The following is a 24,569-nucleotide window of genomic DNA, read 5'->3' on the forward strand; positions in this document are numbered from 1 at the left end:
TGCTTCAGGACGGAGCGAGACGCGAAGGACATTGCCCGTCAGAACGGCTTCGCGGACACAGCCATACGCGGTGTCCGGCGGTGACGAGGCAGTGTGTGTCCATGCCCGAGGCGACTTCCTGATCGTCTGGGTCGTCCTCGCCCGCCATGAACATCAAGACGAATCCGCTTCCGTCCTCCCCTTCGGCGAGAGCAGCCTCGGTGAAGTAGCCGTCAGGGTCGATCTCGGTTATGGCGACACGAGCAGTGAATCGGTACGTCATGACGGGGTTCTACCAGCGCGCTCAACCGAGGCAGGACGCAGGGGCGGGGCGCCAACGTTCCCCCTTCCCAACAACGGCGCCCATGACGCGGACTCCCGGATCCCCCTGGGGAAAGGCCCCGCCGTAACCCTGCTGGCCCGGCGGCCGTTGAATCAGACGTCGCGTGTGTGCACCCGGTCCCCCCGGATACGCGAACCGTCGGGGGCCTGACCCCCGAGCTCAGGCCCCCGCAGCCAACCGCACGGGGACCGGATCCGTTCCCGCTCACATGGCCCTGCGCACGTCCACGCGGGCAGGATGGTCCCCGTCCACAAGAGCGAGCCTGCGCGCACCGATCGGTCTCGTGTGCCATCAGGCGGCGTCTTTTCGCAACTCTGTACATGCGCCAGGAGAATTGATGAGCAACCTCGCCACCGGTTTGAGGGATGCCGCCGGCCAGTACCCGCAACGCCCGGCCATCAGCCTGCGCGGGAGCGTCCTGACCTACGCCGATCTCGATGAACTCAGCGCCCGGGCGGCCGGCGGAATGCTCGCGCGGGGCGTCCGTGCCGGCGATCGGGTCGGACTCGCGTTGCTTGATGTCCCGGCATTCGCGGTCCTCCACTTCGGCGCCCTGCGTATCGGCGCAGTGGTCGTCACGGGTGACGCGCGCAGCGGGCACCGCAACCTACGGCGCCACTTCGGCTCGGTCGGGCCGCAGCTGATCTTCGTCGCGTCCGGCGCGATGCCGCCGCAGGACCACAACGCTGCCAGCATGTGGGTGCCCGCCGGCCCGGGCATCCTGGCCGAGATCGCGTTGTGGCCGCGACACGACGACCTCACCCAGCGGGACGACGACCCGGCTGTCGCCTACGTCCGTCCCGGGCTGGCGGACATTTGCACGGCGGCCGAGCTGACGCACGGCACCATGCGAGGGGACGCGTACGTGGCGGCCGTGGCGCTTCTGGGTTCGACGCCGGAGGACACCGTCGTGGCCACACTGCCGGTGATCCATCCAGCTGGCCAGAGCTGCGGACTCAACGCAACTGTCCTCGCTGGCGCATGCCTGACGCTGCACCCGGACGCAGAAGCACCCCGCGCACTGTCGGCCCGCGAACCCCTCTCCGAGGCCGCCCTCGTCGCCGGCAAGACCCACCAACTGCACAGCGATGTCCCGCCGAACGTCACAAGGCTGACGCCGCGTACGCCTTCGGCGGCATCCCGGTGCTGAGCATAGGTGACGAGAAGTATCGCGTAGGTGGAAGACCGCCTGGTGCACTCCAGGGGCCTGCGCAAGCCCGTCATGGTGCGGCTGTGCGGTCGCTGTCGTGCGATGCCAACCTGGGGCCGCGACTGACCGCGCGGCAGTACGGTCAGCGCCGGATCGATTCCGTCGCCGAGCTGGGCCGCCTCCTGGGCACGCACGCCGTTGCGACCGGCGGGTTGATGGAGCGTCCCGTCCCAGCCCACGCGACCGTAGGCGGGCTGAACGTCTTGGGCCTGCTCCCCCTGATGCCCGAGTACCCAGGACACTCGAGCCTGCTGGGGGCCACGGCCATGAGCACGTCGCATGAGACCCGCAGGGGTGGGTGCAGGCTGTGCTGTTCGACCTGGACGGCACGCTGGCCGACACCGAGGCGATCAGCACGGGCGCGCTGCGCGGGGCCTGGGCCCGCGCGCAACAGGCAGGAGAGGCACCGCTGGAGGAGTTGCCGGCCATGGCCGGCCAGCCGCTGGAGACCATCCTCGCCCGCCTGGGATTGCCCGCGCGCCTCGCGGAGCTCTACCGGCAGGAGGCCGCCACGCTGACCAGCCGGGCACGGTTGTTCGATGCGGCCCTGACATGGCTGACCATACTGCGCGCACGCCAGGTACCCGTTGGAGTGATCACCGGCAAGCAGCGCGCCCGCGCCACCGGGCTGCTCCAGCAGCTGTGTATCGCTGATCTGATCGGCGCGGTGGTCGACGGGAGTGGCCATGAACGTCCTCAACCGGCGGCGTACGCCGGCCCTCTTCTGCACGGCACCGATGATCGCGGCCGGTTTGGCAGCGGCGCCCGGCGCGGCCGCCGCGCAGGCACCGGTCACGTCTGCGGAGCGCGGGTGTACCGTCCGTGACGGATACCCACCGGCCGCCCGGAACACCAGCGTCGGCGGGACCCTGACGAAGTACAAGTACACGAACTCTCCCTACATAGGCGACCGCTACGACAGCTGCGCCCACAGCCTCAAGCTGTACTACGGCGGTTACTCCAGCCCCCGGTGGCGTACTACGAGGTGTCGTACGCCCATCCCACCGGGCGCGAGTGGAGCACCTGGCAGGGACGTATGGGTGAGAACCGGGTCGTGACCTGGAACGACCCCGAGATCGGCAGCTGGAACTTCAAGGTGCGGGCGTGCGCACAGTCGATCGACGAGGACCAGAGGCGCAGCTGCACGTCCTGGTCGCCGCGTCGGCCGCTTACATCCACCCACGGACGCGCCCGTGCTCGTCGTCGGCCATCTCCGCCAGGGCGACGGCACCGGCCGTGGCTGCCAGGGTCCTCGCCCGTCCCAGCTCGGCGAGGGCTTGGGGGCCGGAGCGGGAGGCGGCCAGCGCGCTTCCCGCGATCAGGCGTGCCCTCGCCTCGTATAAGGGCATGCGGGCCGCCGCGAACACCTCCGCCGCCCGTAGCGCGGTCGACGCCGCGGCGGCCTCCCGCCGGAGGAGCTCCACCTCGGCACGGGCGAGCAGGGCGAAGCCCGCGGAGGCCGGCGGCCCGCCCGGTGTCACGGCGGCCGCCGCGCAACGCACCCACCGCCCGGCGGCCGCGATATCGCCCCGGGCCAGTTCCGCACTGGTCAGCACGCCGAACCACAAGGGGCGCAACGGCGCCTCGTAGCCGACGAGTTCCGGCCCGCCGCCCCCGTCGAGGACGGTGCGTACGCATCCCTCGGGGTCGCCGGTGAGCAGCAGTGCCTGGCCGAGCAGCGCGGTCACCGTCGCTCTGCGGGACTCCGGGTCGGTGCTGGTCCGGGACAGGGAATCCCGGCAGAGCTTCTGTGCTCCCGGGGCGTCCCCCCGCCACAGGAGGACCGCGGCGCGTACAGATTCGGCCAGCGAGCAGGGTTCGTCGCTGCCAACCAGCGCCGCCGCCTCCAGGGCGTCGTCGGCGCCGGCCGCGGCCTCGTCCAGGCGACCCAGCCACAGGTGTACGTAGGCCCTGGCCTCCAGCAGGTCGGCCAGGAGCGTGCTGCGACCGGTGCGCTGGCAGATGTCCAGGCCCCGGTCGATCCGTTGCAGCGCGGCGTCGTAGCGGCCCTGGAACATCTGCGTCCATCCCACCGTGACCAGGGCGTTGAGCCAGTCGGCCGATGGCTCGTCGGCCATGCAGGCGAGTGCGCCCAGAGCCCGGTCCAGGTGGTGGGCCGAGCGGGCGTCGTCTCCCGCCTGTATGTGGGCCAGGGCCAGCAGGCCGTGCGCTTCGGCGAGGCACGGCAGGTTCCCGCTGCGGTCAGAGGCGTCCCGTGCGCGTTCGGCCCAGTCGACGGCCGCGGGCAGGTCGAAGGAACGCAGTGCCGCAGCCGCGGCCGCCAGGTGCAGGGCCGGGGCCGGGGAGTCCGCTCGACCCGCTCTGCGCGCCAGTTCCTCCCGCAGGAGCGACAGCGCTTCCCCGTACCGGCCGAGCAGCCACTGCGTCCTGGCGAGCGAGGCGGTCAGACGGGCCCGCGCGTCCCAGGCGTCGGTGGGCAGCAGCGTGGCGACTTCTCGCAGGACGACTCGGCTGTCCCTCAGCCGCCCGGCCAGGCTCAGCGCTTCGGCCTGCTGGAGCAGGAGCTCCGGCCGATCGGCGCCGGTCGCACCGAGTAGTCGTAGCGCCTCGCCCGTCCAGGAGGCCGAGGTGACTGGGGCGGCGGCCATGATCTGACGGGCGGCCCGCACCAGCAGCCCGGCCGCGTCCGTGTCACCCAGGCGGGCCGAACGCTGGACGTGCGAGGCCCTGTCGGCCGGCGAAGCGCCGCGTGCTGCAAGCCCGTCGGCGGCTCGGGCATGGGCCTGGATCCGCCATCCCGCCCCCAGCCCCTGGTACACCGCCGCACGCACCAGCGGATGGCGGAACCGGAACCGCCGGGTGAAGTCCACCTGCCGCACGAGGTCCCGCTCCACGAGCTGGTCCAGAGCTGACAGGGTGCGGGGCAGGTCGATCCGCGCCACGGCCGCCGCCAGCTCCGCGTCGAAGGCGTCCCCGAGCACGGCACCGGCACCGGCCGTGGCCCGCGCGGCGGGCGACAAGGCCTCCAGCTCCTCCTCCAGCGCGGCCCGCACCGAGTGCGGCAGCTCGTCCACGCACCCCGGCGCGCCCGGGGCGGAGGGCGGACGGCTCCGGGCGCTGCGAGCCAGCGCCTCCAGGTAGAACGGGTTGCCCTCCGAGGCCGCGTACAGTCGGCCGAACTCCCAGCTCCGCGCCGCCGCGCCGCACAGCTCGGCACTCTCGGCCGGTGTGAGCGGTCCCACCTCGACCCGGGTGCAGTGGCCCGCCCTCTGGGCGCGGGCCAGCGCTGCCACCAGCCGGGGCGGGGACTGGCGGGCCCGGTGGGCGAGCACGAGCAGCAGCGGCGTGCGGGGCGGGTGCCTCACCACGTGGTCGATGAACTCGACGGTCGCCGGGTCCGACCAGTGGAGGTCGTCCAGGCGGAGGACGAGCCCGCCGGAGCCGCCGAGCGCGTTCAGCAGCGCCTGTAAGGAACGGTGGAACCAGTACCGTTCCGCTTCCACCGGCTTCGCTCCTGGGCGCCGCTCGGCCAGGGCGGGGAAGACCGTGCCGAGCAGGTCGAGCGAGAGGTCCGGCAGTTCGAGGGGCGCGCCCAGGTGTTCGTCCAGCGCGTCCACCAGCACGCCGTACGGAGCCTGGTCGAACTCCGGGCAACGGCCGGTCAAAACCGTCAGACCGCGTCGGCGGGCCCGCTCGCCCACCTCCTCCAGCAGCCGGGTCTTCCCGATGCCCGGCTCACCCACGAGCTCCAGCACGGCCGGCCCGCCGGTCAGGGTGTCCTCGATCGCCCCCTCAGCGAGCGCGAGTTCGGCCGTGCGCCCGACGAGCCGGCGGGCCGGGGCGGCGCGGAGCAGGACAGCGGGCTCGGCGACAGCGGCGGGTCCGGCGCCGACCGGAAGGTCGAGCGCGGGGTCGGTGGTGAGGATCCACTGGTGCAGCTCCCGCAGCCGGGGGCCCGGGTCGCAGCCGAGTTCCTCGCACAGCCGCTCCCTGAGCTGCCGGTAGTGGTGCAGGGCATCTGCCGGCCGACCGCACCGGTACAGGGCGAGCATGAGCTGCCCGGCCAGTCTCTCGTCCAGCGGGTGTGTCCGTGCGCGGCGGGCCAGTTCGCCCGACAGCTCGGCGTGGCGGCCGCACCGGAGCCGGGCGTCGGTGCGGTCCAGCTCGGCCCCGAAACGCTCGTGGTCCAAGGTGTCGCGCAGTTCGTTGCTCCAGAGCGTGTCGAGGCCAGCCAGGGCGTCCCCGCGCCACAGGCCAAGGGCCCGGTCGAACAGGTCGGCCGCCCGGTCGTCGCGTTCGGCAGTCCGGGCCCTGCCCACGAGATCGCGGAACTCGCGCAGATCCACCACCGCCCGTCCGACACCGAGGACATAACCACCGGAGCTACGGGAGATGTCCACGCCTTCCACGTCCGCGAGCGCGCGCCGCAACCGGGAGACGTAGCCGTACAGCGTGTCGCGGGCGCGCCGGGGGGAGGCGGGGTCCGCCCACACCCTCTCGACGAGCCGGTCGGCCGGCACGACGCGGTCGACGTCCACCAGGAGTGCCGCCAGCACGCACCGCTGCCGTGCGTGGCCGAGGTCCAAGGGCCGTCCGTCGACGCGTGCCTCGACGCTGCCGAGCAGACCGAACTCCACCAGCCGGTTCAAGGTTTCCCCCAGATCCACCACAGGCCGACCGTGCACCGTAACGGAACGAACGATGGCATGAGCACGCGTGGGGAATCCACCGCTGCTCAGCCCTTCCACCCACCCATCAAGGGAGCGTGCACCATGCGGAGAATCGGCACGAAGGCCGGAGCCCTGCTCGGCGGGGTCGCGTTGATCGGGGGCGCGGCCCTCGCGACCGCACCGCTCGCCCAGGCCGACAGCGGCCCGGCGGTGAAGACGGCCGGGACAGCGGCGCGGTTCGAAGGGAGGACGATCGACCTGTCCAAGGACTGGGGCGCCGCGAAGGCGTGCACCATCTGGCGGAGCCAGGGCGTGGTCGAGTGCTACCGCACGCAGAAGGAGCAGGAGCAGGCGGCCACGAAACTGGCGCGACTTCGGACCGAGAGCGTGGCCCTCGCCTCCTGCTCCACGCCACTGCGCCTGTACGAGCACGGCGAGTTCAACTACAACGGCAGCGTCAACGGCCGCACCCTGTCCTTCTACGACCGGGGCTCCTGGCAGAACCTGACCGACTACGGCTTCAACGACGAGACGTCGTCGTACCGGACGGGCAGCTGCGGAGCGCACCTGGCCGAGCACATCGGGGGACAGGGCTACTGGTATCCGGGCAACACCAACGCCTGGTACTCCGAAGGGGTCTTGTACCAGGGCTGGAACGACCGGATCAGCTCCATCTACAACGCCTGATCCCGCCACCGGGCACATCGGCCCGACCGCGTGGGCAGCTCCTGCCGGAGAGGAGCTGCCCACGCGTGTCAACGGCCTCTTGATCGTCCCCGCTGGCGGCAACGACAAATGCCAGCCTTGCCGCGATGGCTGGCGTCCCCGGGTTCCCCGCCGTCGCCGTCGGCGGCCCCGGCAACGACACCATCGCGATCGAAGGTCTCGGTGACCTCAGCAATGACCTCGGATGCTTCGTTGCGAGGGTGCAGGGCGCTGACGGCCAGGACGCCATCACCAGCCAGGGAGCGGTTTCCGCCTTCTGCACCTACCGCGGCGGTGAGGGAAACGACACCATCACCGACACCTGCACCGTGGGCGATGGGGGGCTAGAGCCTGTCTCCTTGATAGGTCGATCCACCGATCGGCGGCCCCTCTGAATGCCTGCGGCATCGTGCGTGGAAGCCTCTCCACATGGACACGTTCGCGGAGCGACTCGACGGCGGGTGGAAGTGGTGGGAGGTCGCCATCGAAAAGGCACAGGAGGGGCGCTGGGTCCGTGATGCCGTGGAACGGCAAGTGATCGAGGACATCGGCGCCGCCACAAACCCTCTCCATGGCGGGCGGATGGCCCCGTTCACCGAGGACTCGTGGCACGTACACATCGGGAGGATCGCGAACTGGGCCGGGGTGCTGCGGCTCGCGGCCCGGTCAGGCGGCTGGGTACTCCAACCGGTCGCCGGGCGCAACCCACCGCGCCCTTCAGGCATGACCGAGTTGCTGTCTGGCATCTACGCGGTTGCCGAGCAAGGAGAAATCTGGATGCAGCAGCTCATGAAGGGCGAACTGCCGCCAGAAGACGAGGTGGCCCCACCGGCCAGGTGCTCGCTCAGCGACCGCTGCACAGGCGCAGCTCTTGGTGTACCGGGGGTCTTCAAACTCGGCAGGCGGCTGCTTGGGCCGGGCTCCGCTGCGGGTCTTCGCATGGCCTGCCGACTCCCCCACGGCTCCCGGCGGGTTCTCCGGTAGCGTCCGATCCATGATCGCCCTCGATGCGCTTGTCCGTCTCTGCCGGCCGCCGGTCAATCCGCCACTCGCAGTGGACTGGGCTCATACAGAGCTGGCCCTCGGTACGGCGCTGCCCGCCGACTACAAACAGCTCGTCGAGACATACGGCGACGGCGTCTTCGACGAGACGATCTGGCTGCTTGTACCGGACTCCGCCTACGACGACTGCGACCTGCACGCGCAGACGGCAGAACGGGACGAGATCCTGACCGACTTGTGGGAGTTCGAGGACAAGCCGGCCGGCCTACAGGAGGCGGGAGCGAAAGTCCTGCCGTGGGCATTCGAGGAGGGCACAGGGGCGTTCCTGTACTGGCTCGCGCGGCCCGGTCAGCACCCCGACGAGTGGACCGTGCTCTACAACGAGGGGCGCGGCCCCCTGTGGGAGCACCACGACATGGGGTGCCTGGCCTTCCTGCTGGCGGTGCTCACCGGAACGGTGAAAACGGAGTACTTCGGCCACCTGTACGAAGTGCTGAAGCCGGCGGAGCACCGCTTCGCGACGGCCGACCAGACCCTTGGAACGACCGGGCAATGACGCCGCCCACCGCTCTCAACCACCTGACTCGCCACATACCGCACAGCTTCTCGAAATCCTCACTTTCACGGCCCCGTTCACGGCAATTCCGCCCAACAGGCGGTCATCGGCAGATGATTTGCGCCATGCTGCTGGCTATCCACGGAGATGAGAGGGGTCTGTGTGGCAGATGCCGTCCACTGTCCCTAAAAGCGAACATCAATTCCCTTTGGCGCAGCCGCATCGCTACTGAACCCTTCCGTGATCGCCAAAGCAGACAAGGCTCCCTCCCCGGGGTGTGCCAGCCGCCCGGGGGCCTGGTCCTTCGGCGTCCGCCCACACCCTCCTCTCAGCTGTTCAGAAGGAAAGAGGTTCAGCGACGGTGAACGGGGACACCGTCGACGGCCACCGAACACACCCCGACCGCGATCCCGTGCGCCCCTTTGCGACCGACGGCGGGGCGCCTGTCGAGCACGCCCGCCTGCGCGCCCGAGGCGTCATCCCCTCGGCGGCGTCATCCGCCTGGTCGCCCTCAGGGACTTGTCCGAACTCTCCGAGCCAACTGCGCTGTGCACAGGGAAGTGCCGGTTGGTGGCGTGTTATCGCTCTGTTAAGGGGTGGTGCCAGCATCGTCCGCGTCGGCCACGAAGTTGCGACCCGCTCCAGCGGTCAGCTGCCGGGTGTCTAGGGCAGTCGGCTGGCAATTCAGCTCCACGGACGAGAAAAGAGACTGGCGTGAAGAAGATTTCCTTTGGACGCATAGCCAAGGTCGCCGTTCCGGCAGCCGCCGCGCTGGCGCTGGTGACGGCCGGAGACGCGACCGCCGCGACGGAATACACGGGCCATGTGACCGCGAGCTACGGCAACGCCACGCTGATGACGTACGCCACCAACTCGAACCTGGGCCTCCAGACCGTGGTGGCCGACACCGCGGCCGACAGCCACTCGGTCCAGCTGAACTGGACGGTGCACATTCCCGGCGGAGAGCAGGTGGCGAATGACTCGTTCGTGATGTCGGCGGGCAGCGGAAGCGGCCAGGGCAAGACGTGGTGGTACTCGCCCTCCACCCTCAAGGGCAACACGACGGGGTACATCGAGTACAACATCTGCAAGTACTCGGGCGGGTTCAACAGCTCATGCACCCAGACGTACTCGATGCGGTTCGACATCAGCTGACAACGGCCCGGCCGGCGATCCGGCACGGGGCCGCTGTTCCTCGTGCCGGCACACGCCGAACGTGGGCCCGCGAGCCTGGTGCTCGGCTGTTCTGCGGGGCAGCCGATGTCCCGGCGGAGGTGGCCTCGATGGCGTGGCGCTCCCCGAGCAGCCATGGAGGGTGCACAGCTCGGTATTTCCCGCCCCGGTCGCGGCCGCGCTCGCTCCGCTGGCTCCGCAGCACGCCTGTACGGCCTACCAGGCCCGCTACGACGAGCGCGGCCACCGTCGTCAGCCCGCTGACGACGGTGCGGGCAGGGCTGCCGTACGCCTCGCGGGCACAGGAGATCCGCGCTGTGGCAGGCGCCCTCGTCGCGGGCGCGGCGAACCGTGCGCTGCCCTTGCCACCCTCTCCGCCTCCTGTCCGTCGTCCGAAGCAGCCGGCCCCAGCGCAGGCGCAGCCGCGACCGACGACGCCCGCCGCTAGAGGGCCCTGGTCAGGCACAGCCTCCAGGACTCTGACCGGCACGGCACCAGCCGAAGTCCCCATCCCTCCCGGGCTGCGAAGCCTTCGCAGCCGTCGTGCTCGAACGCGCCCACAGTGCGGTGCCGTTGTGGCTCGTGCTGAGCGGGGGCCTCGGAGCAGCTTCAGCACCCTCCGGGGCGACGGACTCAGCGGCCGGGGGCTGTCGACGAGCCGAGCACCGGCGGCGGAAGCTCGGGGCGCTGGCTCGCTGACTGTTCGGGCGCGCAAGCCTGTCCCGCCGCGGACCGCTGAGCCACGGCTTGGGTGATGGCCCGCAGTCGGGCTCCGTGCCCGCTCGTCAGCTCAAGCCCCTGGGGCTGCGGGTGCCACGGGGCCTCGGAGGGATTCCACTGGCCCGGCTGGCGGGAGGCAAGGAGCAGAGTGAGAAAGGCATCGGCCGCAGCGGCCGCCTGGCTCCCGGTGACGCAGCCGTTCAGGCCGGGGACCTGGCGGGCTGCCACCGGGTAGCGGGCAGGCCAGGCAGGCCCGGGGGGGCTCAAAGGACGTGGGGACTGCGTGCCCCGAAGCAACCCAACTACTACCCGGCCGATACGGGGCTGGGGATCCCGGGTGAGCGTCACAGCCTGGGCCTGCGCCGACTGGCGGTGCTAGAGGCCGTCCGCGGCTCCTACGGCCACCCCCTCCTGCGACGGGGTGCGGAGTATCGGTCCTCCCCCGGCCCGGCCGCACGGTCACTACGCTCCTGCCATGACGCAGACGCCTACCGCGAAGAAGCCTCCGCGCGGCCCCCCTCCTCGCCCGGCCGGCCCCCCGGGCCCACCACGCCCGACAAGAACCCGCCTACGCCGCCCCAGCATCCCCCGCCGCCCGGAGCCTGACATGCCCGTTCCGCGCCTGGCCTGGCGCCAGCTGCCTGGCGAGGTCCAGGCCGCCGTGGAGGCCCGCCTAAGCGGTCCCTACACGGTCACCGACATGCAAGGCGGCGCGAACTCGGGTGTAGCCGCGCTGCTGCGTCCCGCCGGGGGCGGTGCGGGCGTCTTCGTCAAGGGCCAGCCCGCCGCCTATACCGAAGGCCACGATCATGTTGACGATCTTGAGACCGAGTGGCGGATCAACCCCTACCTCCCCGGGTCGGCCCCCCGGCTGCGGTGGCAGGTGAAGGCAGACGGCTGGCGGCTGTTGGCCTTCGACGCCGTCAACGGAGCGCATGCTGACTTTGCCCCCGGCGCCCGCGACCTGGATCTCATCGTGGACGCCTTGCGGCAGGCCGCTACCGTACTGGCCCGGGACATCGGGTTGCTGAGCGCGTGGGACCGCTGGGGCTACTACTGCGAGCCTCAAGACGAGCCACTCCTGTCAGGCCACCACCTCCTGCACACCGACCTCGCCGCCACCAACATCCTCATCGGCTCCGACCGCGCCCACCTGATCGACTGGTCCTGGGCTGCGGTCGGACCTGCGTGGGTGGATGCCGCACGGTGGGCGATCCGCCTGATCTCCGACGGCGGCCACAGCCCCGAACAAGCCCACGGCCAAGCCGAACGGGTCCCCACCTTCGCCACCGCGTCCTCCAAGGCCCTACGCCTCCTGGCCCACGCCGAAGCATCCCGCTGGGAAGACCTTCGCGACGAGGGGGTGCCCGGCATCGAGTCAGTCACCAAGGGAGCCCGCGCCTGGGCATAGTTCTGCGCTTAGCCGATCACGGGCTCGCACGCTTCCCCCACGACCAGCCGACACCCTCAGCGCTCCGGACTCCAACAGCCCCGAAATCACCGCAGTTCCAACCATCGCTACGCGTCCAAGAGTATCGCCAGGCCCCTCTGGGCCGCCACACCGACAAGCAGCAGAGCGCAGAGCAACACGCCCCGCCGCACCAACAACTGTCCCTATTCATCCGTACGAAGCTGGGGACGTAACTGGGGCACCGCGGCCTCACGGTCGCCATGTGCGCGGCGGTGACCGTAACTACCAGCAGCAGGCCGATACAGTCCGTTGTCACGTGCCGCTTGCGGCCCGGCACCTTCTTCCCGCCGTCGTAACCGCGCGTGGCAGTGCACCGAGCCGGCAGCCCGCACCGACTGCCAGTCGATGATGCCGGCGGTCGGCTCCGCCGCCCGCCCCTCGCCGATGCGGACCTTGCCTCGTAGCCGGTCGTGGAACTCCACGTCCAGGCCCTGGAGGCGCCAGCGGTCTGATCCATAGGCGAAACGCGTGTACCGGAACAACCAAGTTCTGCAATCGCAGGTGCCGCAGCCGCGAGCGGACCCAGCGCCGTAAGGGGCTGGCCCGCTCCCCGGCGGTACCGCTCCGGTGCTGTTCGCGTGGACACACTGAGCGCCTGGAATCCGGCGGGGGCTAGCAGGTTATGAGCATCACACCCCCCTTCGGTACGGAGGCGTGAGCTGTAAGTTCCGACTTTGAGCATTAGCCGACAAATAATCAGTAAGGAGTAACTTCCTGCAACTCCACTATGTGTCCCGGGCATGGTGCGCTGTCATATTCCTGACCCGTTCATCTCGTTCAACCCGTCAGGGGAAGGCAGGAAAATGGGCAGGTTCAGGTACGGCGCCACGGCGTCGGCGATCGCACTGGCCGCGTTGGGAGCGCTCGCTGCCGCGGGAGGCACAGCTCACGCGGAAGCGGGCCAGGACACCATCACCATGTACAAGCAGGAGAAGACCCAGTGGTGCTGGGTCGCCTCCGGGCTGACCATCGCCAAGTTCCAGGGCTTCGGCTCCACGCAGACGGACTTCTGCAACCGGGCCCAGCCCTACTACGGCTGCAACAACCAGCCCGCCACGCTCGACGACATGGCCAAGGGGTGGAGCAGCCTCGGCATGACTCACACCGGCACCGGGTTGAGCAGCGCGGCCACGTTCAACCAGGTGTACACCGACGTCAAGGCGGCCCGGCCGATCGGTGCCCGCATCGGGTGGACGTCGGGGGGCGGCCATATGAACGTGGTCTACGGCTTCGACACGTCGAACAACACGATCGCCGTGGCCGACCCGTGGCCGGACACCACCACGTACACGTGGTGGAACTACAACGACTACGTGAGCAACAGCTCGTCGAAGTGGACCCATTCCCGCATCGGTATCTCCCGCTAAGGCAGGCGACATGCGCGACACCAGCGGCACCGAAACGTCCAGCAAGCGGGCGGTCTCTCGCTCCTCCCGTCTCTCCCTCGTCATCACACTGAGCGCGTCCGCGCTGCTGTCCGTCGTCGGTCCGACGCACGCGGCCCCCGCCAAGGACCCCCTCCCGGCCGACATCCCCGACTACCAGGCCGCCCTCAACGCGGTGAAGTCCGCCGACGTCCTCAACACCGTCTGCCGTTTCCTGCGCACTCCGGTGCCCACCGACGGCGCCGGCGAGCCGGTGCAGACGATCCCCGAAACGGCCGAGCCCTGCCAGGGCCTCCCGGCCTTCACGATCAACGACCCGGTGGCGCGCAACGAGATCACCCCCGGGTTCGTCGCGGGCACCGCGAACCCACTGCCCACCGAGGCGATCAAGCTGACACAGCTCGTTTCCTCGCTGAGCGCCACCGTCAACGGCCGCAACGCCACCGTCACACTCGCCCCCACCCAGGGCGGCGGCTGGCATCTGGCAGCCGTAAGCGACGGCGACAGCGACGCCGCGTACGCCAGCAAGGCCACCCTGGGCACACTGGTCTTCACCGAGCCGCAAATCCGCGGCTGGTACCAGCTCAAACTCACCACCGTCGAGCCCCTCAACGACCAGGCACGGCAAGGACTGGGCGGCCAGGCATCGGTGTCACTCAGCGACTACCAGAAACTGGTCAAGGCCCGCTACGCCGACAAACTCCCTGACTCGGAGTACGCCACCAAGGGCTACTCCAGCGGCTACAGCCTCCAGCGCACGCAGGACAACGCCCCGTCCTCCACCCTGCTCCTCGCCAGCGGTTCCAGCGCGGCGCTCGCCCTGGTGGGCGGAGCCGTCGTGCTCCGCCAGCGCCGGCGCGCAAGCACCCACTGACCCCAACCCCGCACCGCCTCTACGCTCCTCCCGGCAACCAGCCGGGAGGAGCGTAGAGGCGGTGCGGCCATCGCACTGTGGGTTGTGTAAGTGCCATCACTGCAAACCCCGCCGCCGTCGCTCAGGAACTCCGCCTTCAGCGCAGACGAGGGCCTGTCCGGGCGCGGTGCGGCGGTCAGCATCTTCCTCTGCTCAGCCCAATGATCCAAACGAAGCACTACTAGCCCGGCGCCTCGGCTCTCCGCTGCTCACCCACATGCAGGCGGCTCCGGGGCCAGGTCCGCACCCGCAGCTCCCTGTTGACGTGCAGGACCCTGTTCTCCATGGGAAACCGCTCGGGACCCACCGTGGGCCGATTCTCCAGGTCAGCGTCCGAGAGTTCACGGACCCCCGCGTTCCATCTCCCGTACATCTCATCGAGCTGCTTCAGCGCCTCGTCAGCGGTCCCCGCGTAGGCGAATGTCTCGGAGTCGACGTCCTGGCCGCCGAAGTACCATCCGACCCGATAGCCCAAGCACGAGACGATGATGTGCGCCAGCCGCCAGGCAACCGTGGTCACCGGCGCCGGCTCCGGGCCAGGGGAGGCGAAGTCCATCGTCCACTCCCCCGAACCTGCCGACATCGGTGCGGCCGACGTGCCACGTGGGCGGATACTCCAACAGCCGCGCACCGGCTCCCAGAAGTACTCCTCATCGGTAAGACCGTCCAGCCGCGGCCGCAGGTTCTTGTGCCAGTACCAGTCCAGCTGGTCCGCGAGTCGCTCGCTTCTTGTCATTTCCGCACACTACATACAACGGCATCTCCTGCCGTGAGGTGGCAGCCGTCGCTGACCGCACACGAGCTGACCGCACTGCGGCTGCTGTGTCACCCGAACGGCGCGCCCACCATTCGCACCTCGCCCCGCAGTTCGCCGTGCGCGAGAGGCCCCTTGGCCAGCTCTTCCTCCAGGACTGCGAACAGCTTCTCGCTCAGCTTCGGCCGGACCGCCGAGCCTCTGGAGCGCAAAGAGATGTCCCCGCTTTCCCGCCAGGCTCGGTGCCAACGTTGCACAGAGCGCACATTGACCCGCAGTTGCTCGGCCACCCTCATGTTGTTCTGCCCGACGGCGAACATCTCGGCCGCCTCCAGCCGGATGCGCTCACGAAATGCCCGCCGTTCAGAGGTCAGACCACCACCTTGCGGATACCTCATACTTCGGGCCTACTCGCGGCCAACCCTTGTCAGCCCCTACGACATCACGCCCACAAGCTCAGTAACCGCGTCCCGCGACGTCTCGGTGAGCGCCTCCGGGTGGAGCGCGAGTTGATGGAGTACCTGCGCGAGGTCCGCAACGGCGTGGAGGACGCCGACGATCGGCGTCCGTGTGAGCGTGTGCTGCGGCTGCTGGGCCGGGCTCATCTGCGGCATACGCAGCTGCTGGAGAAGGTCATCGATGCCCGGCCGGCGTTCTTGCGGTCTCAGGCCGTGCAGCGTTTTCGCCCGTCGCCGCGTCTGGCGCTCGTGGGCGCTACGAGCGGCAGCCGTCACGGATGTGGTCGGACCGTCAGGGACGGTAAGACGTTCGGGTCTGACTGGCCCCCACCCGGCACCGGCGACCGGGATGCGGCAGTGTCGGCCGGTCCGCACGGATGCGCGATCTCATCACCCGATCGTGAGTTCCTGAGGCCGTGGGCAGGCTGCGCCGCGATCCTGGGAGTGACGGCATATGCCGGGCGCCCGCTCGGTCATGCCGCAGGTGAGGGGATGCCATGACCGGGGATACGGGACGGCACAGGGGCTTCGACGAGACGACGGTCCTCTTAGCGGTGGGCCTTGCCGACTTGGCGGTGAGCACGGTGGGCTCGGCCCTGGGGACCGTGTGGTCAGCGTTGCACCGCTCGGATGCCGCCGAGCTCGCGGCGGACGCCGAGCACGAGCTGCTGGCGCGCGGCCGCCTGGTGATGGACCGCTACGCGGCCGCCCCGCCCGCCCACCTGGAGGTTCTCGCCCAGCGCGCACTGGCGCGGCGGGCTGGCAATGACGGCTGACCGGTGGGAGGCGGCCGCGTTCAAGGCGCGGGTCGACAACGTACTGCAGGAGTTCGTGGCTGAGGAAGCCGGGCAGGTGGCGGCCATCGATCCTCTTCTTGACCCGGTGGCACGCGAGTTGGAGTCCACGGTCGCCGACGGCAAGCGGCTGCGGTCGGCATTCTGTTACTGGGGCTGGCGCGCGGCGGGGCAGCCGGACAGCGACGCGATGGTGCGAGCGGCGGCCTCGATGGAGCTGGTGCACGCTGCCGCGGTCGTCCATGACGACCTCATCGACGACAGCCCGCTGCGGCACGGCCGGCCCACGCCACACATCGCGCTACGCGGCGCAGTGCGCCGTCAGCCGCGTGCCGTAGCCGCCGCGAGGTCGCTTGCGATGCTGGTGGGAGACCTGCTGATGTCGCTGGCCGGCCAGCTCTTCGCCACCAGCGGCCTGCCTGCCGCCTACCTGGCGCGGGCCCGCCCGCTGTGGTCATTGCTCGCCCGTGAGCTGATCGCGGGCGAGTGCCTGGAGATCCTACGCACGGGGAGTCTTCCTGACACCTCGGCATCTCTGAAGGTCATCCGGTACAAGACCGCCAAGTACACCGTGGAACAGCCCCTGCTGATCGGTTCTGCCCTCGCCGGGGGCGGCAAGCTGCTCCGGCAGGGCTACTCCGCGTACGGACTGCCGCTGGGAGAGGCCTTCCAGCTCCGGGACGATCTGCTCGGACTGTTCGGCGACCCCCAGCGCACGGGCAAGACCACCGCGGACGATGTGCGCGGACAGCGGCCCACCGCCCTGCTGGCCGAGACCTGGCGCCTGGCCGACGAGGGCGAACGGGAGAGGCTCGGTGCACTGCTCGGCCGCCGCGATCTGGACGAGCAGGCACTGGTCGAGGTCCGCGCGGTGATGCGCCGGGTGAAGGCCCCCGACCGCATCGAGGCCATGATCACCGATCGGGTCGAGGAGGCCCTGGCCGCGCTGCACACCCTCAACGCTCCGGCACCCGCCACCGCTGCCCTGACCACGCTGGCACGCTCTGCCGCGATCCGTCTGTCGTGACCCGCCCCACCCAGGACCGCGCGTGCGCCGCCGGGGACACGCCGCGGTCTGTCGCCGACCACCCGTCAAGGACGAGGAGTGCTGTCATGACCTACACCGAGGCATCCATGGACGCCCTGCGGCGCGCTGGTGACGAACTGGCCGACGCCACCGTGGCTACGCTGTTCGAACGGGGAGAGGTGGGCAAGTTCAACACCCTGATGCGGTACGTCTCCACCGTCGGCGCCCCCTTGCCCGACGGGCTGCCCGATGTAGCGCGGGAGTACCTCCGGGTCACCAGTACGCCGCCGACCTGGGTGGACTGGGGCGAGATGGAGCGGGCCCGGCTCTTCTTCATCGACAACAACGTGCACATCTCCACCGCCCTGTCCTTCGCCTCCATGCCGGCCTGCTACGTCGTCCCGCACGTGGCCAAGCTCCTCTCGGCCACCCACGGCCTGAAGTACCCCTCCAAGCGGATGGCGGAGACGGGGCAGTTCACCGTCTATCTGATGCAACCCGATGCCTTCGAGGCAGGCAGCCGGTTCATCCCCGCGGCCCAGAAGGTCCGTCTCCTGCACGCCTCCATCCGCCACCACCTCAAGCGCGAGAACCAGTGGGACACCGCGACGCTCGGCACGCCGATCTGCCAAGAGGACATGATCGGCGGGCAGATGTTCTTCTCCCTGCTCGTCCTCGACAGCCTGCACCGCCTCGGCATCCACATGTCCACCGAAGGCGCCGAGGCGTACTACTACGCCTGGCGCGTGGTCGGTGCCATGCTCGGCATCGACCAGGACGCCGTCCCCACCACCCTTGATCAAGCACGGCAGTTCCTCGACCTGTACATGGTCCGCCACATGGCCCCGTCCGACGAGGGCGCCCATCTGACCCGGCAGCTCATCGACCTGTACGAGGAGATCGTGCCCGGCACCTTCTTCGACCCGATCGTCTCCGCCCTTATCCGCCACCTCATCGGCGACACCTGCGCCGACTGGCTCCAGGTACCGCGCAGCCGCTGGGACACCGTCGTCAAGACGGTGCCGCACCTCCTGGGCGTGCTGGAGACGATTGAGGACCACTCCCCTCTCGGCGCCTGGGCCCTCGACCGCCTCGGCCACCTGACCTCCGTCCTGGAACTGTCCTCCCTGACCCGTGGGCGCGTCATGCACTACGCCATCCCGGAACAGCTCAAGAAGGACTTCGGCGTCGACGTGGCGGTATCCCGCACCCACCGCTGGACACCACCGGCCGCCGCGGTCTCCCCCTGACGCCTCAATTCACCCGGCCACACTCTCTCCCCCCCACTGGCTGCTTGGCGGCGGCGAAGTGCAGCAGACCTTCCTCGACCAGCGTGTGCACTATCTGACGTCGGCCCTTTGCAAAAGCTCGCGATGTAGGGGCGGAGCCTCCCGCTCAGGCCGGGTTCGGCCGACGCTGTGGTTACTGCATCCGGCTCGTCCTCCCCGGGTGGGGAGGCCAGGAGGCCCTGATGAACGCACAGATCGAGGACCGTCCGGTCATCGGGATCGATCTGCACCGGCGTCGCAGCGTGGCGGTCCGGCTGGCGGCCGACGGACAGCAGATCGGGCGGGCCACGCGGTTCGCCAACGATGTACCGCATCTACTCTCCCAGCTCACAGGCGCCGGCGAGCATCCCCGTGTGGCGATCGAGGCAACCTAGGGGTGGTACTGGGCCGTTGACGCACTGGCCGGCCAGGGCGCCGAGATGCATCTGGACAAGAGGCCAATTGACACTCGTTGACGATGCCGCCCGGTGGTTCCTTCTGCAGGTCGCCCTGCCTGCGGGCCGCATGCTGGGGGCGCGGCAGACCGTGGAGTCGACGCTCAGGTCCCACGTGATCGCACCTTCCGCGTCGGCCAGGGACTGGAGCCGGGTGAGGATCCGCTGCCAGGTGCCGTTGCGCTGCCATCGGCGGAAGAGGTCGTAGACCCGGCCCCACGGCCCGTACTCGACGGGCACGTCCCGCCACGGAGCACCGGTCCGGACCCGGAACCGTATGCCGTCGATCAGCTGCCGCCAAGGCCAGACGGGCGGCCGTCCCGCCCTTGTGCCCTTCGGCAACAACGGCTCCAGCACCGCCCACTGCTCGTCCGTGAGATCTCCCGCCCCATGAACCGTGATCATTCACAGCCCAAGATCTACTTTCGACACACGGCCTAGATCAGCCGTCTACTGGACACACCCTGGCAGGGCGCCGACCTCCTGGCCGACGCCCTGTTGGTTCAGGCGAGCTGCCGCAGTATCCACAGGTGGTCGTCGGCGCCGTCCCAGGCCCATCCCTCGTGCCAGCACGGGTAGATGGTCAGCGGACTACCGTTGCCCCGATCAGTGCCGTCGTGCGCCCACCCCGGGACATCAAGGCACTTGTTGGAAGCCAGGTTCACGTAGTACCAGCCACCGGAGTTACCGGGCATGACGAACCATTCTTGGTTGTCGCCGGAGGAGATGCAATTGTGCATCCAGACCGGTGTGGTGGCAGGATTGTCGCCGGTGCTGGGAAGATCCATGCACTGGCGGCTCTTGACATTGCGTATCAAGAACAGGTCCTGCAGCGTACCGCCGACATTGACCGAGCGCGTGGGGACCAACTCCCACTGCTGATTGTCGGCCGATGTGTAGTCGCACGGGTACTGGTAGACGTTGGAGTTGTACGTGGCGCCGTAGTTCGGCAGATCCACACACCACCCGGTCGCCACGTTGTAAAAGTTCACGGCCGTTCCCGCGGCCGTTCTGGCCTGTGCTTGCGTGGGCAAGGCCACGATCGCCATAGTCGGCAGGAGCACGCTGAGGATCGCCACAGCCCTCCACCGGCTCATCCGTGCGCGGAAATTCCTGATGCTCATCGACAGCCTCCGCTGCTCGACACCATGGACGCTTGCTGGTCGGACGGCACCCACCATCGCCAAAGCCCACGTTGTCCGCCCCCCCGTGCCGACGAAAGCACAGACAGACACCGGACTCGAAGGCGGACAATTCCGGTTGTCCGCCGGACAACCCGTCCGTGTTGAGGCCTCTCCGGATGCGGCCACGCGACCGTCCCCGTGAGGAAGGCGAGGACCAGAGCCCTGCTTGCGCAGCCGGGGGGGCTCGCCGAACGCGACGTGCAGGCACTGCGCGAACTGCTGTCGGCGTGTCCCCGGACGCAGTTCGCTGCGGCCTGGCATGGGCACGGCGTGCCTGAGTAGCCGGGGACGACGGTGTTGGTCGGGTCGGGAAGGATCACGACCTGGGGAGGTCATATATCTTCCCGGCCCCACCATCCCGCACTCCCCGCCAGTCGCCCGGGCCACCGCTGCCGAAGCACCGGCCGAAAACCCCGCATTCTCCGCGCAGAACAGCGCGTCCGGGTCGTGTCCGCTCACGTGGTGAGCGGATCACATTCCGTTTAGGGGTAGCACTCCCACGGCCAGCACGGCCTCCCGTTGGCCTGCGTGATGCGGTCGCCGGGCACCAGCGCCCGTACGGCGGTGACATAGGTGACGGAGAACAGCATCCCAACGGCCTCGGCCAGCGGAAGCACCACGTACAGCAGCCGGATCCGCGGGCCGAACGCCCAGGCCAGCGGGATCAGCGCGTACAGCACCAGCCGGACCAGGTCGCACACGATCAGCAGCTTGCGGGGGTCCAGCCGGTCGACCACGATCCCGGCGAACACCCGGGTGAAGACCGGGACCGCGGCCGCGCTGGCGGTGAGCAGGCCCATCTGCGCGACCGAGCTGGTGGCGTGCAGCAGCGGCAGGGCGACCGGGTCACCGACGAAGGACAGGGTCGGCGCGGCACAGAAGACGGCGAATCGCGGTCGCGCCACAGCGAACGCGAGCGGGCCGACAAGGGCTCGTGACCGGTGAGTTCGGATCCGGGGAGGGGAGTACGCGACGGACGCCGAGTCCCCCGTTTTCCGTGTGTCCCACCCGCGGCCCGGGCCCGCGGTCAGATCCAGTCGTGCCGCGCCGCGTGCAGCGCGAGCTGGAAGCGGGAGGCGGAGCCGGCGAGCCGGTGGAGCTGCTCCAGGTTGCGGGAGAGGGTGCGGCGGCTGACGCCCAGCAGGTCCGCGATGTCGTCGTCGCTCACTCCGGTGGCGAGCAGCTCCAGGATCCGGCGCTGGACGGGCCGCAGCGCACGCGGCACCTGACCGCTCAGATGCATCGGGTACGCCGAGCGCCAGGCCGTCTCGAAGAGGCCGGTCAGGGCGGAGAGCAGGCTGGAGGGGCGGACCAGCAGCAGCGAGTCGTTCGCCTCGGCCTCCACCGACGACATCGACACGATCGCCAGCCGCCGGTCGAAGACGGTGAGTTTGACCGGCACGGCGGGCAGCACGCGGGCCTGCTCCCCCGCCGCGATGCACGGCTGGATGTTGTCCGCGTAGTACGCGGTGTTGCGCACCGCGGAGGCGGAGTACACCACGCGGTACACCACCCCCCGCGCCAGCTTCTCCACTTCGGTGGGGTTGGGGCCGCCCGCCGTGTGGTACGGCGGTGAGTCGAAGCGCAGGACCTCGCTCTCGGCGGCGCCCTCCACCTGCCAGATGCGCTCGGCGACCTGGGGCCCCGAGACGACTTCCAGGAGGTCGTCGGTGGGCTGTGAGTGCACCGAACGCCGGAAGTCGCGAAAGGCGTTGAGGGCCGCCACATGGGCCCGGCGCAGTTCGGCGGAGCGGGCGTGGGCCAACTGGTCGAGGGCGATGGTCGGTTCGACCGGCGAGACGGCGTCCGCCTCGCCGTCGAGCACGGCGACCAGACCGAGGCCCACGAGCCTGCGGGTGAGGCGTTCCGCCTCGGCGGACTCCCGGCCCAGCCGCTCGGCCAGTTCGGCCACCGGCATCCGGCCACGGCGGAGCAGCGCGGTGTACACCGCGGCCTCGCCGGGCCCCAGGCCCAGTCGGCGCAGCTCTGTCGGCAGTCCCGTCTCGTCGATGGCGGACATCGTGCCATGCCGGCGCGCCCGTGCGGCGCCAGATGCGGAAGGTGACGTTCGGGCCGGTTTGCGCCATCGGCAGGGGTGCCCGTTCTCGCCACTGGCGACGACGGGACACCACCCGCCCGTCAACGGCGGTACACCAAACGGACGCGGAAGGTCCGCCCCCGCACCGCCTCCCCCTAGGAGCTGACGTGCACGCACGTGCCCGACTCTGCGCCCTGACCGCCCTGCTGGCCACCGTTGCCGTACTGCCTCTGCAACTGGCGCACGCGGCGAACCGGCCACCCGCCGACGCGGGACCACCGGCCGGAGTCCGCCAGGTGCCGGACGCGATCGACGGCCGTTACATCGTGGTCCTCAAGGACCGGACAGCGACCGGCGGTTCGGTCGCCGCCGGACGGCTCACCCACCTCCACGGCGGCACCGTGCGGCACACCTACACCACGGTCCTGCACGGATACGCGGCCGAGATGACCGCCCAGCAGGCCCGCGCCACGGCCGCCGACCCCGCGGTGGCGTATGTGGAGCAGGACGCCCGCCAGCACTCCTCGGCGACCCAGAGCAACCCGCCCTCCTGGGGCCTGGACCGCATCGACCAGCGCGCCCTGCCGCTGGACAGGAGCTATACGTACGCCACCACCGCGAGCAACGTCACCGTGTACCTCGTCGACAGCGGGCTGCGCACCACCCACACGCAGTTCCAGGGCCGGGCGAGTGTCGGTGTGGACGAGGTGGGCGACGGACGTGCCGGGCAGGACTGCCTGGGCCACGGCACCCATGTGGCGGGCACGGTCGGCGGGAAGGACTACGGGGTCGCCAAGGGCGTCAAACTGGTCGCCGTCCGCGTCACCGACTGCCACGACAGCGCCAGTACGTCGGCGATCATCGCGGCGGCCGACTGGATCACCGCACACGCGGTGAAACCGGCGGTCGTCAACATGAGCATCAACAGCGGCTCCCCGATCAGCAGCGAGGACACCGCGATCAGGAAGTCCATCGCGGCCGGGGTCACCTGGGTGGTGTCGTCGGGCAACAAGAACACCGACGCCTGCCACAACTCGCCGGGCGACATCGCCGAAGCCGTGGTCGTCAACAACGCGGACTCCTCCGACCGGCGGCGCTCCGACTCGAACTACGGGCGCTGCACCGACCTGTTCGCCCCCGGCACCGGCATCAGCTCCGCCTGGAACAGCGGCGACAGCGCCACCAAGTCGCTCACCGGCACCTCGATGGCCGCGCCCCACGTCACCGGCGCGGCGGCCCTGTGGCTCTCCGCGCACCCCGACGCCCGGCCCGCCGACGTACAGCAGCGGCTCACCGACACCGCCACCCGCGGCGCCGTCTCCGACGCCGGCAGCGGCACACCCAACCGCCTCCTGTACACCGGCACCACCACCGCCCGGAACTGACCCCCGGCCCCCCGGACATCCCCGCCGAGCGAGCCGCTCCCTCCCCCACCGACCGCCACCCCCCACACCCACCCGCACACCGACCAAGAGGAGTCCAAGTGATCCGTCTCCCACGCGCTTCGAGCCTGCTCGGCATACCCGCCCTCGCGCTCCTGGCACTCAGCCTCTCCGCGCCGCACGGGTCCCCACCGGCTGCGACCGCCGCCCAGCCGGTGGCGAAGGCGGCCGCACTCCCGGCGTTCGACCACGTGGTGGTCGTCCTGTTCGAGAACAAGAACTACAGCTCCATCACCAGCTCCAGCGCCCCCTACTTCACCAACCTCGCCTCCCAGGGCACGCTCTTCACCAAGTCGTTCGCCCTCACCCACCCCAGCCAGCCCAACTACATCGGCCTCTTCTCGGGCTCCCAGCAGGGCGTCAGCAACGACGACTGCCCCAAGAACTTCCGCACCGGCAACCTGGGGCAGCAGCTCCTGAGCGCGGGCAAGACCTTCAAGGGCTACTCGGAGGCGCTGCCCAGCGCCGGGTACACCGGGTGCAGCAGCGGCAAGTACCGGCGCAAGCACGCCCCCTGGGTGGACTTCCCCACCGTCAACGGCGCCTCGTACAACGTGCCGTTCTCCGCCTTCCCCAGCGACTACACCAAACTGCCCAGCGTGGCGTTCGTGACGCCGGACATGTGCAACGACATGCACGACTGCTCCGTCGGCACCGGCGACTCCTGGCTGAAGAGCAGGCTGGACGGCTACGCCCAGTGGGCCAAGACCCACAACAGCCTCCTCGTCGTCACCTTCGACGAGGACCACTCCACCTCCGTCAACCAGATCTACACCGCGTTCGTGGGCGCCCATGTGAAGACCGGCTACAAGTCCACCACGCAACTCAACCACTACGGCCTGCTGCGCACCCTGGAGGACATCCACGGACTGCCCGCGCTGGGCAGCGCCGCCGACAAGTCCCCGGTGACGGACGCCTGGACCACCTCCTGACGGGGGGAGGTGAGGGCCGCGACTGATCCGCGGCCCTACGGCCGGTGTCCCGGGCCACCGCAGACCCGGGACACCGGCACTCCTTCCCGTCCATCCCGGTATCCCTCCACCCCGGTATCCGTACATCCC

General features: G+C 69.9%; 25 protein-coding genes. 16 read left to right on the forward strand and 9 right to left on the reverse strand.

What is annotated here, in order from left to right:
- Positions 1–4: 4 nt before the first annotated feature.
- A complete protein-coding gene (locus tag BX283_RS42095) occupies positions 5–262 on the reverse strand; it encodes a hypothetical protein (RefSeq protein WP_306822768.1) in 258 nt (85 codons plus the stop codon).
- A 397-nt stretch (positions 263–659) separates the two neighbouring features.
- On the opposite strand from BX283_RS42095, the gene BX283_RS01385 reads away from it, so the two are divergent.
- A complete protein-coding gene (locus BX283_RS01385) occupies positions 660–1,472 on the forward strand; it encodes an AMP-binding protein (RefSeq protein ID WP_180357001.1) in 813 nt (270 codons plus the stop codon).
- Between the two features lie 367 nt (positions 1,473–1,839).
- On the forward strand, positions 1,840–2,358 hold the full coding sequence (locus BX283_RS01390) for an HAD family hydrolase (protein ID WP_180357002.1): 519 nt from the start codon (positions 1,840–1,842) through the stop codon (positions 2,356–2,358).
- 343 nt (positions 2,359–2,701) lie between these two features.
- Here the strand turns inward: BX283_RS01390 and BX283_RS01395 are convergent, their stop codons facing one another.
- Positions 2,702–6,142: a BTAD domain-containing putative transcriptional regulator gene (locus BX283_RS01395; protein WP_257581689.1), complete on the reverse strand. Its 3,441-nt coding sequence runs from the start codon at positions 6,140–6,142 to the stop codon at positions 2,702–2,704.
- Between the two features lie 123 nt (positions 6,143–6,265).
- On the opposite strand from BX283_RS01395, the gene BX283_RS41280 reads away from it, so the two are divergent.
- From BX283_RS41280 to BX283_RS01435, 8 genes are all read left to right on the forward strand, one after another.
- On the forward strand, positions 6,266–6,850 hold the full coding sequence (locus BX283_RS41280; RefSeq protein ID WP_257581691.1) for a hypothetical protein: 585 nt from the start codon (positions 6,266–6,268) through the stop codon (positions 6,848–6,850).
- A 125-nt stretch (positions 6,851–6,975) separates the two neighbouring features.
- Positions 6,976–7,263, forward strand: coding sequence for a hypothetical protein (locus BX283_RS01400; protein WP_101385855.1), 288 nt, complete (start codon positions 6,976–6,978; stop codon positions 7,261–7,263).
- Between the two features lie 34 nt (positions 7,264–7,297).
- The gene (locus tag BX283_RS01405; RefSeq protein ID WP_257581693.1) at positions 7,298–7,852 is read left to right on the forward strand and encodes a hypothetical protein; all 555 of its coding nucleotides are present in this window, start codon (positions 7,298–7,300) and stop codon (positions 7,850–7,852) included.
- A 10-nt stretch (positions 7,853–7,862) separates the two neighbouring features.
- Complete coding sequence (locus tag BX283_RS01410; protein ID WP_257581695.1) at positions 7,863–8,426, forward strand: SMI1/KNR4 family protein; 564 nt, start codon at positions 7,863–7,865, stop codon at positions 8,424–8,426.
- A 714-nt stretch (positions 8,427–9,140) separates the two neighbouring features.
- Positions 9,141–9,581, forward strand: coding sequence for a hypothetical protein (locus BX283_RS01415; RefSeq protein ID WP_101385856.1), 441 nt, complete (start codon positions 9,141–9,143; stop codon positions 9,579–9,581).
- Positions 9,582–10,926: 1,345 nt separating this feature from the next.
- On the forward strand, positions 10,927–11,730 hold the full coding sequence (locus BX283_RS01420) for an aminoglycoside phosphotransferase (protein ID WP_101385857.1): 804 nt from the start codon (positions 10,927–10,929) through the stop codon (positions 11,728–11,730).
- A gap of 863 nt (positions 11,731–12,593) precedes the next feature.
- Positions 12,594–13,157, forward strand: coding sequence for a papain-like cysteine protease family protein (locus BX283_RS01430; protein ID WP_101385858.1), 564 nt, complete (start codon positions 12,594–12,596; stop codon positions 13,155–13,157).
- 10 nt (positions 13,158–13,167) lie between these two features.
- Positions 13,168–14,049, forward strand: a complete 882-nt coding sequence (locus BX283_RS01435; RefSeq protein WP_101385859.1) for a hypothetical protein — start codon at positions 13,168–13,170, stop codon at positions 14,047–14,049.
- Positions 14,050–14,269: 220 nt separating this feature from the next.
- Here BX283_RS01435 and BX283_RS01440 read toward each other — a convergent pair whose 3' ends face one another.
- The 3 genes from BX283_RS01440 to BX283_RS01450 form a co-directional block, all read right to left on the reverse strand.
- Positions 14,270–14,824, reverse strand: coding sequence for a DinB family protein (locus BX283_RS01440; protein WP_257581696.1), 555 nt, complete (start codon positions 14,822–14,824; stop codon positions 14,270–14,272).
- A gap of 89 nt (positions 14,825–14,913) precedes the next feature.
- Positions 14,914–15,240 (reverse strand): helix-turn-helix domain-containing protein, encoded by a 327-nt coding sequence (locus tag BX283_RS01445; RefSeq protein WP_101385860.1) that lies wholly within the window; start codon positions 15,238–15,240, stop codon positions 14,914–14,916.
- Positions 15,241–15,276: 36 nt separating this feature from the next.
- Positions 15,277–15,456, reverse strand: a complete 180-nt coding sequence (locus tag BX283_RS01450; protein WP_101385861.1) for a hypothetical protein — start codon at positions 15,454–15,456, stop codon at positions 15,277–15,279.
- A 341-nt stretch (positions 15,457–15,797) separates the two neighbouring features.
- Here BX283_RS01450 and BX283_RS01455 point away from each other — a divergent pair, with 341 nt between their 5' ends.
- The 4 genes from BX283_RS01455 to BX283_RS01470 all read left to right on the forward strand — a co-directional run bounded on the left by BX283_RS01455 (position 15,798) and on the right by BX283_RS01470 (position 18,784).
- Complete coding sequence (locus tag BX283_RS01455; RefSeq protein WP_101385862.1) at positions 15,798–16,076, forward strand: polyprenyl synthetase; 279 nt, start codon at positions 15,798–15,800, stop codon at positions 16,074–16,076.
- Positions 16,066–17,121, forward strand: coding sequence for a polyprenyl synthetase family protein (locus BX283_RS01460; protein ID WP_101385863.1), 1,056 nt, complete (start codon positions 16,066–16,068; stop codon positions 17,119–17,121). Before BX283_RS01455 ends, BX283_RS01460 begins: the two co-directional genes overlap by 11 nt.
- Positions 17,122–17,207: 86 nt before the next feature.
- Positions 17,208–18,371 (forward strand): oxygenase MpaB family protein, encoded by a 1,164-nt coding sequence (locus BX283_RS01465; protein WP_101385864.1) that lies wholly within the window; start codon positions 17,208–17,210, stop codon positions 18,369–18,371.
- A gap of 221 nt (positions 18,372–18,592) precedes the next feature.
- Positions 18,593–18,784 carry a hypothetical protein gene (locus BX283_RS01470; protein WP_101385865.1) on the forward strand — a complete coding sequence of 64 codons (192 nt, stop codon included), beginning with the start codon at positions 18,593–18,595 and terminating at the stop codon, positions 18,782–18,784.
- Here BX283_RS01470 and BX283_RS01475 read toward each other — a convergent pair.
- The 4 genes from BX283_RS01475 to BX283_RS01490 all read right to left on the reverse strand — a co-directional run bounded on the left by BX283_RS01475 (position 18,725) and on the right by BX283_RS01490 (position 22,048).
- Entirely contained in the window at positions 18,725–19,249 is a 525-nt protein-coding gene (locus BX283_RS01475) for a transposase (protein WP_257581697.1), read from the reverse strand. The genes BX283_RS01470 and BX283_RS01475 overlap by 60 nt on opposite strands.
- A gap of 98 nt (positions 19,250–19,347) precedes the next feature.
- Complete coding sequence (locus BX283_RS40355) at positions 19,348–19,923, reverse strand: RICIN domain-containing protein (protein WP_180357003.1); 576 nt, start codon at positions 19,921–19,923, stop codon at positions 19,348–19,350.
- A 587-nt stretch (positions 19,924–20,510) separates the two neighbouring features.
- Positions 20,511–20,933, reverse strand: a complete 423-nt coding sequence (locus BX283_RS01485; RefSeq protein WP_101385867.1) for a hypothetical protein — start codon at positions 20,931–20,933, stop codon at positions 20,511–20,513.
- A 122-nt stretch (positions 20,934–21,055) separates the two neighbouring features.
- A complete protein-coding gene (locus BX283_RS01490) occupies positions 21,056–22,048 on the reverse strand; it encodes a helix-turn-helix domain-containing protein (RefSeq protein WP_101385868.1) in 993 nt (330 codons plus the stop codon).
- 185 nt (positions 22,049–22,233) lie between these two features.
- Here BX283_RS01490 and BX283_RS01495 point away from each other — a divergent pair, with 185 nt between their 5' ends.
- Both BX283_RS01495 and BX283_RS01500 read left to right on the forward strand, forming a co-directional pair.
- Positions 22,234–23,451: a S8 family peptidase gene (locus BX283_RS01495; RefSeq protein WP_257581700.1), complete on the forward strand. Its 1,218-nt coding sequence runs from the start codon at positions 22,234–22,236 to the stop codon at positions 23,449–23,451.
- 98 nt (positions 23,452–23,549) lie between these two features.
- Entirely contained in the window at positions 23,550–24,440 is an 891-nt protein-coding gene (locus BX283_RS01500) for an alkaline phosphatase family protein (protein WP_180357004.1), read from the forward strand.
- Positions 24,441–24,569 lie beyond the last annotated feature (129 nt).

The organism is Streptomyces sp. TLI_146, from assembly GCF_002846415.1.
Lineage (GTDB): Bacteria > Actinomycetota > Actinomycetes > Streptomycetales > Streptomycetaceae > Streptomyces.

Bases quoted from the DNA above. Each gene is read 5' to 3' on its own strand.
- BX283_RS01440 (WP_257581696.1), bottom strand. From the start codon at position 14,824: ATGACAAGAAGCGAGCGACTCGCGGACCAGCTGGACTGGTACTGGCAC.
- BX283_RS01435 (WP_101385859.1), top strand. From the start codon at position 13,168: ATGCGCGACACCAGCGGCACCGAAACGTCCAGCAAGCGGGCGGTCTCT.
- BX283_RS01445 (WP_101385860.1), bottom strand. From the start codon at position 15,240: ATGAGGTATCCGCAAGGTGGTGGTCTGACCTCTGAACGGCGGGCATTT.
- BX283_RS01475 (WP_257581697.1), bottom strand. From the start codon at position 19,249: ATGATCACGGTTCATGGGGCGGGAGATCTCACGGACGAGCAGTGGGCG.
- BX283_RS01470 (WP_101385865.1), top strand. From the start codon at position 18,593: ATGAACGCACAGATCGAGGACCGTCCGGTCATCGGGATCGATCTGCAC.
- BX283_RS01430 (WP_101385858.1), top strand. From the start codon at position 12,594: ATGGGCAGGTTCAGGTACGGCGCCACGGCGTCGGCGATCGCACTGGCC.
- BX283_RS42095 (WP_306822768.1), bottom strand. From the start codon at position 262: ATGACGTACCGATTCACTGCTCGTGTCGCCATAACCGAGATCGACCCT.
- BX283_RS01405 (WP_257581693.1), top strand. From the start codon at position 7,298: ATGGACACGTTCGCGGAGCGACTCGACGGCGGGTGGAAGTGGTGGGAG.
- BX283_RS01385 (WP_180357001.1), top strand. From the start codon at position 660: ATGAGCAACCTCGCCACCGGTTTGAGGGATGCCGCCGGCCAGTACCCG.
- BX283_RS01400 (WP_101385855.1), top strand. From the start codon at position 6,976: ATGGCTGGCGTCCCCGGGTTCCCCGCCGTCGCCGTCGGCGGCCCCGGC.
- BX283_RS01420 (WP_101385857.1), top strand. From the start codon at position 10,927: ATGCCCGTTCCGCGCCTGGCCTGGCGCCAGCTGCCTGGCGAGGTCCAG.
- BX283_RS01490 (WP_101385868.1), bottom strand. From the start codon at position 22,048: ATGTCCGCCATCGACGAGACGGGACTGCCGACAGAGCTGCGCCGACTG.
- BX283_RS01455 (WP_101385862.1), top strand. From the start codon at position 15,798: ATGACCGGGGATACGGGACGGCACAGGGGCTTCGACGAGACGACGGTC.
- BX283_RS01465 (WP_101385864.1), top strand. From the start codon at position 17,208: ATGACCTACACCGAGGCATCCATGGACGCCCTGCGGCGCGCTGGTGAC.
- BX283_RS01450 (WP_101385861.1), bottom strand. From the start codon at position 15,456: ATGCCGCAGATGAGCCCGGCCCAGCAGCCGCAGCACACGCTCACACGG.
- BX283_RS41280 (WP_257581691.1), top strand. From the start codon at position 6,266: ATGCGGAGAATCGGCACGAAGGCCGGAGCCCTGCTCGGCGGGGTCGCG.
- BX283_RS01410 (WP_257581695.1), top strand. From the start codon at position 7,863: ATGATCGCCCTCGATGCGCTTGTCCGTCTCTGCCGGCCGCCGGTCAAT.
- BX283_RS01460 (WP_101385863.1), top strand. From the start codon at position 16,066: ATGACGGCTGACCGGTGGGAGGCGGCCGCGTTCAAGGCGCGGGTCGAC.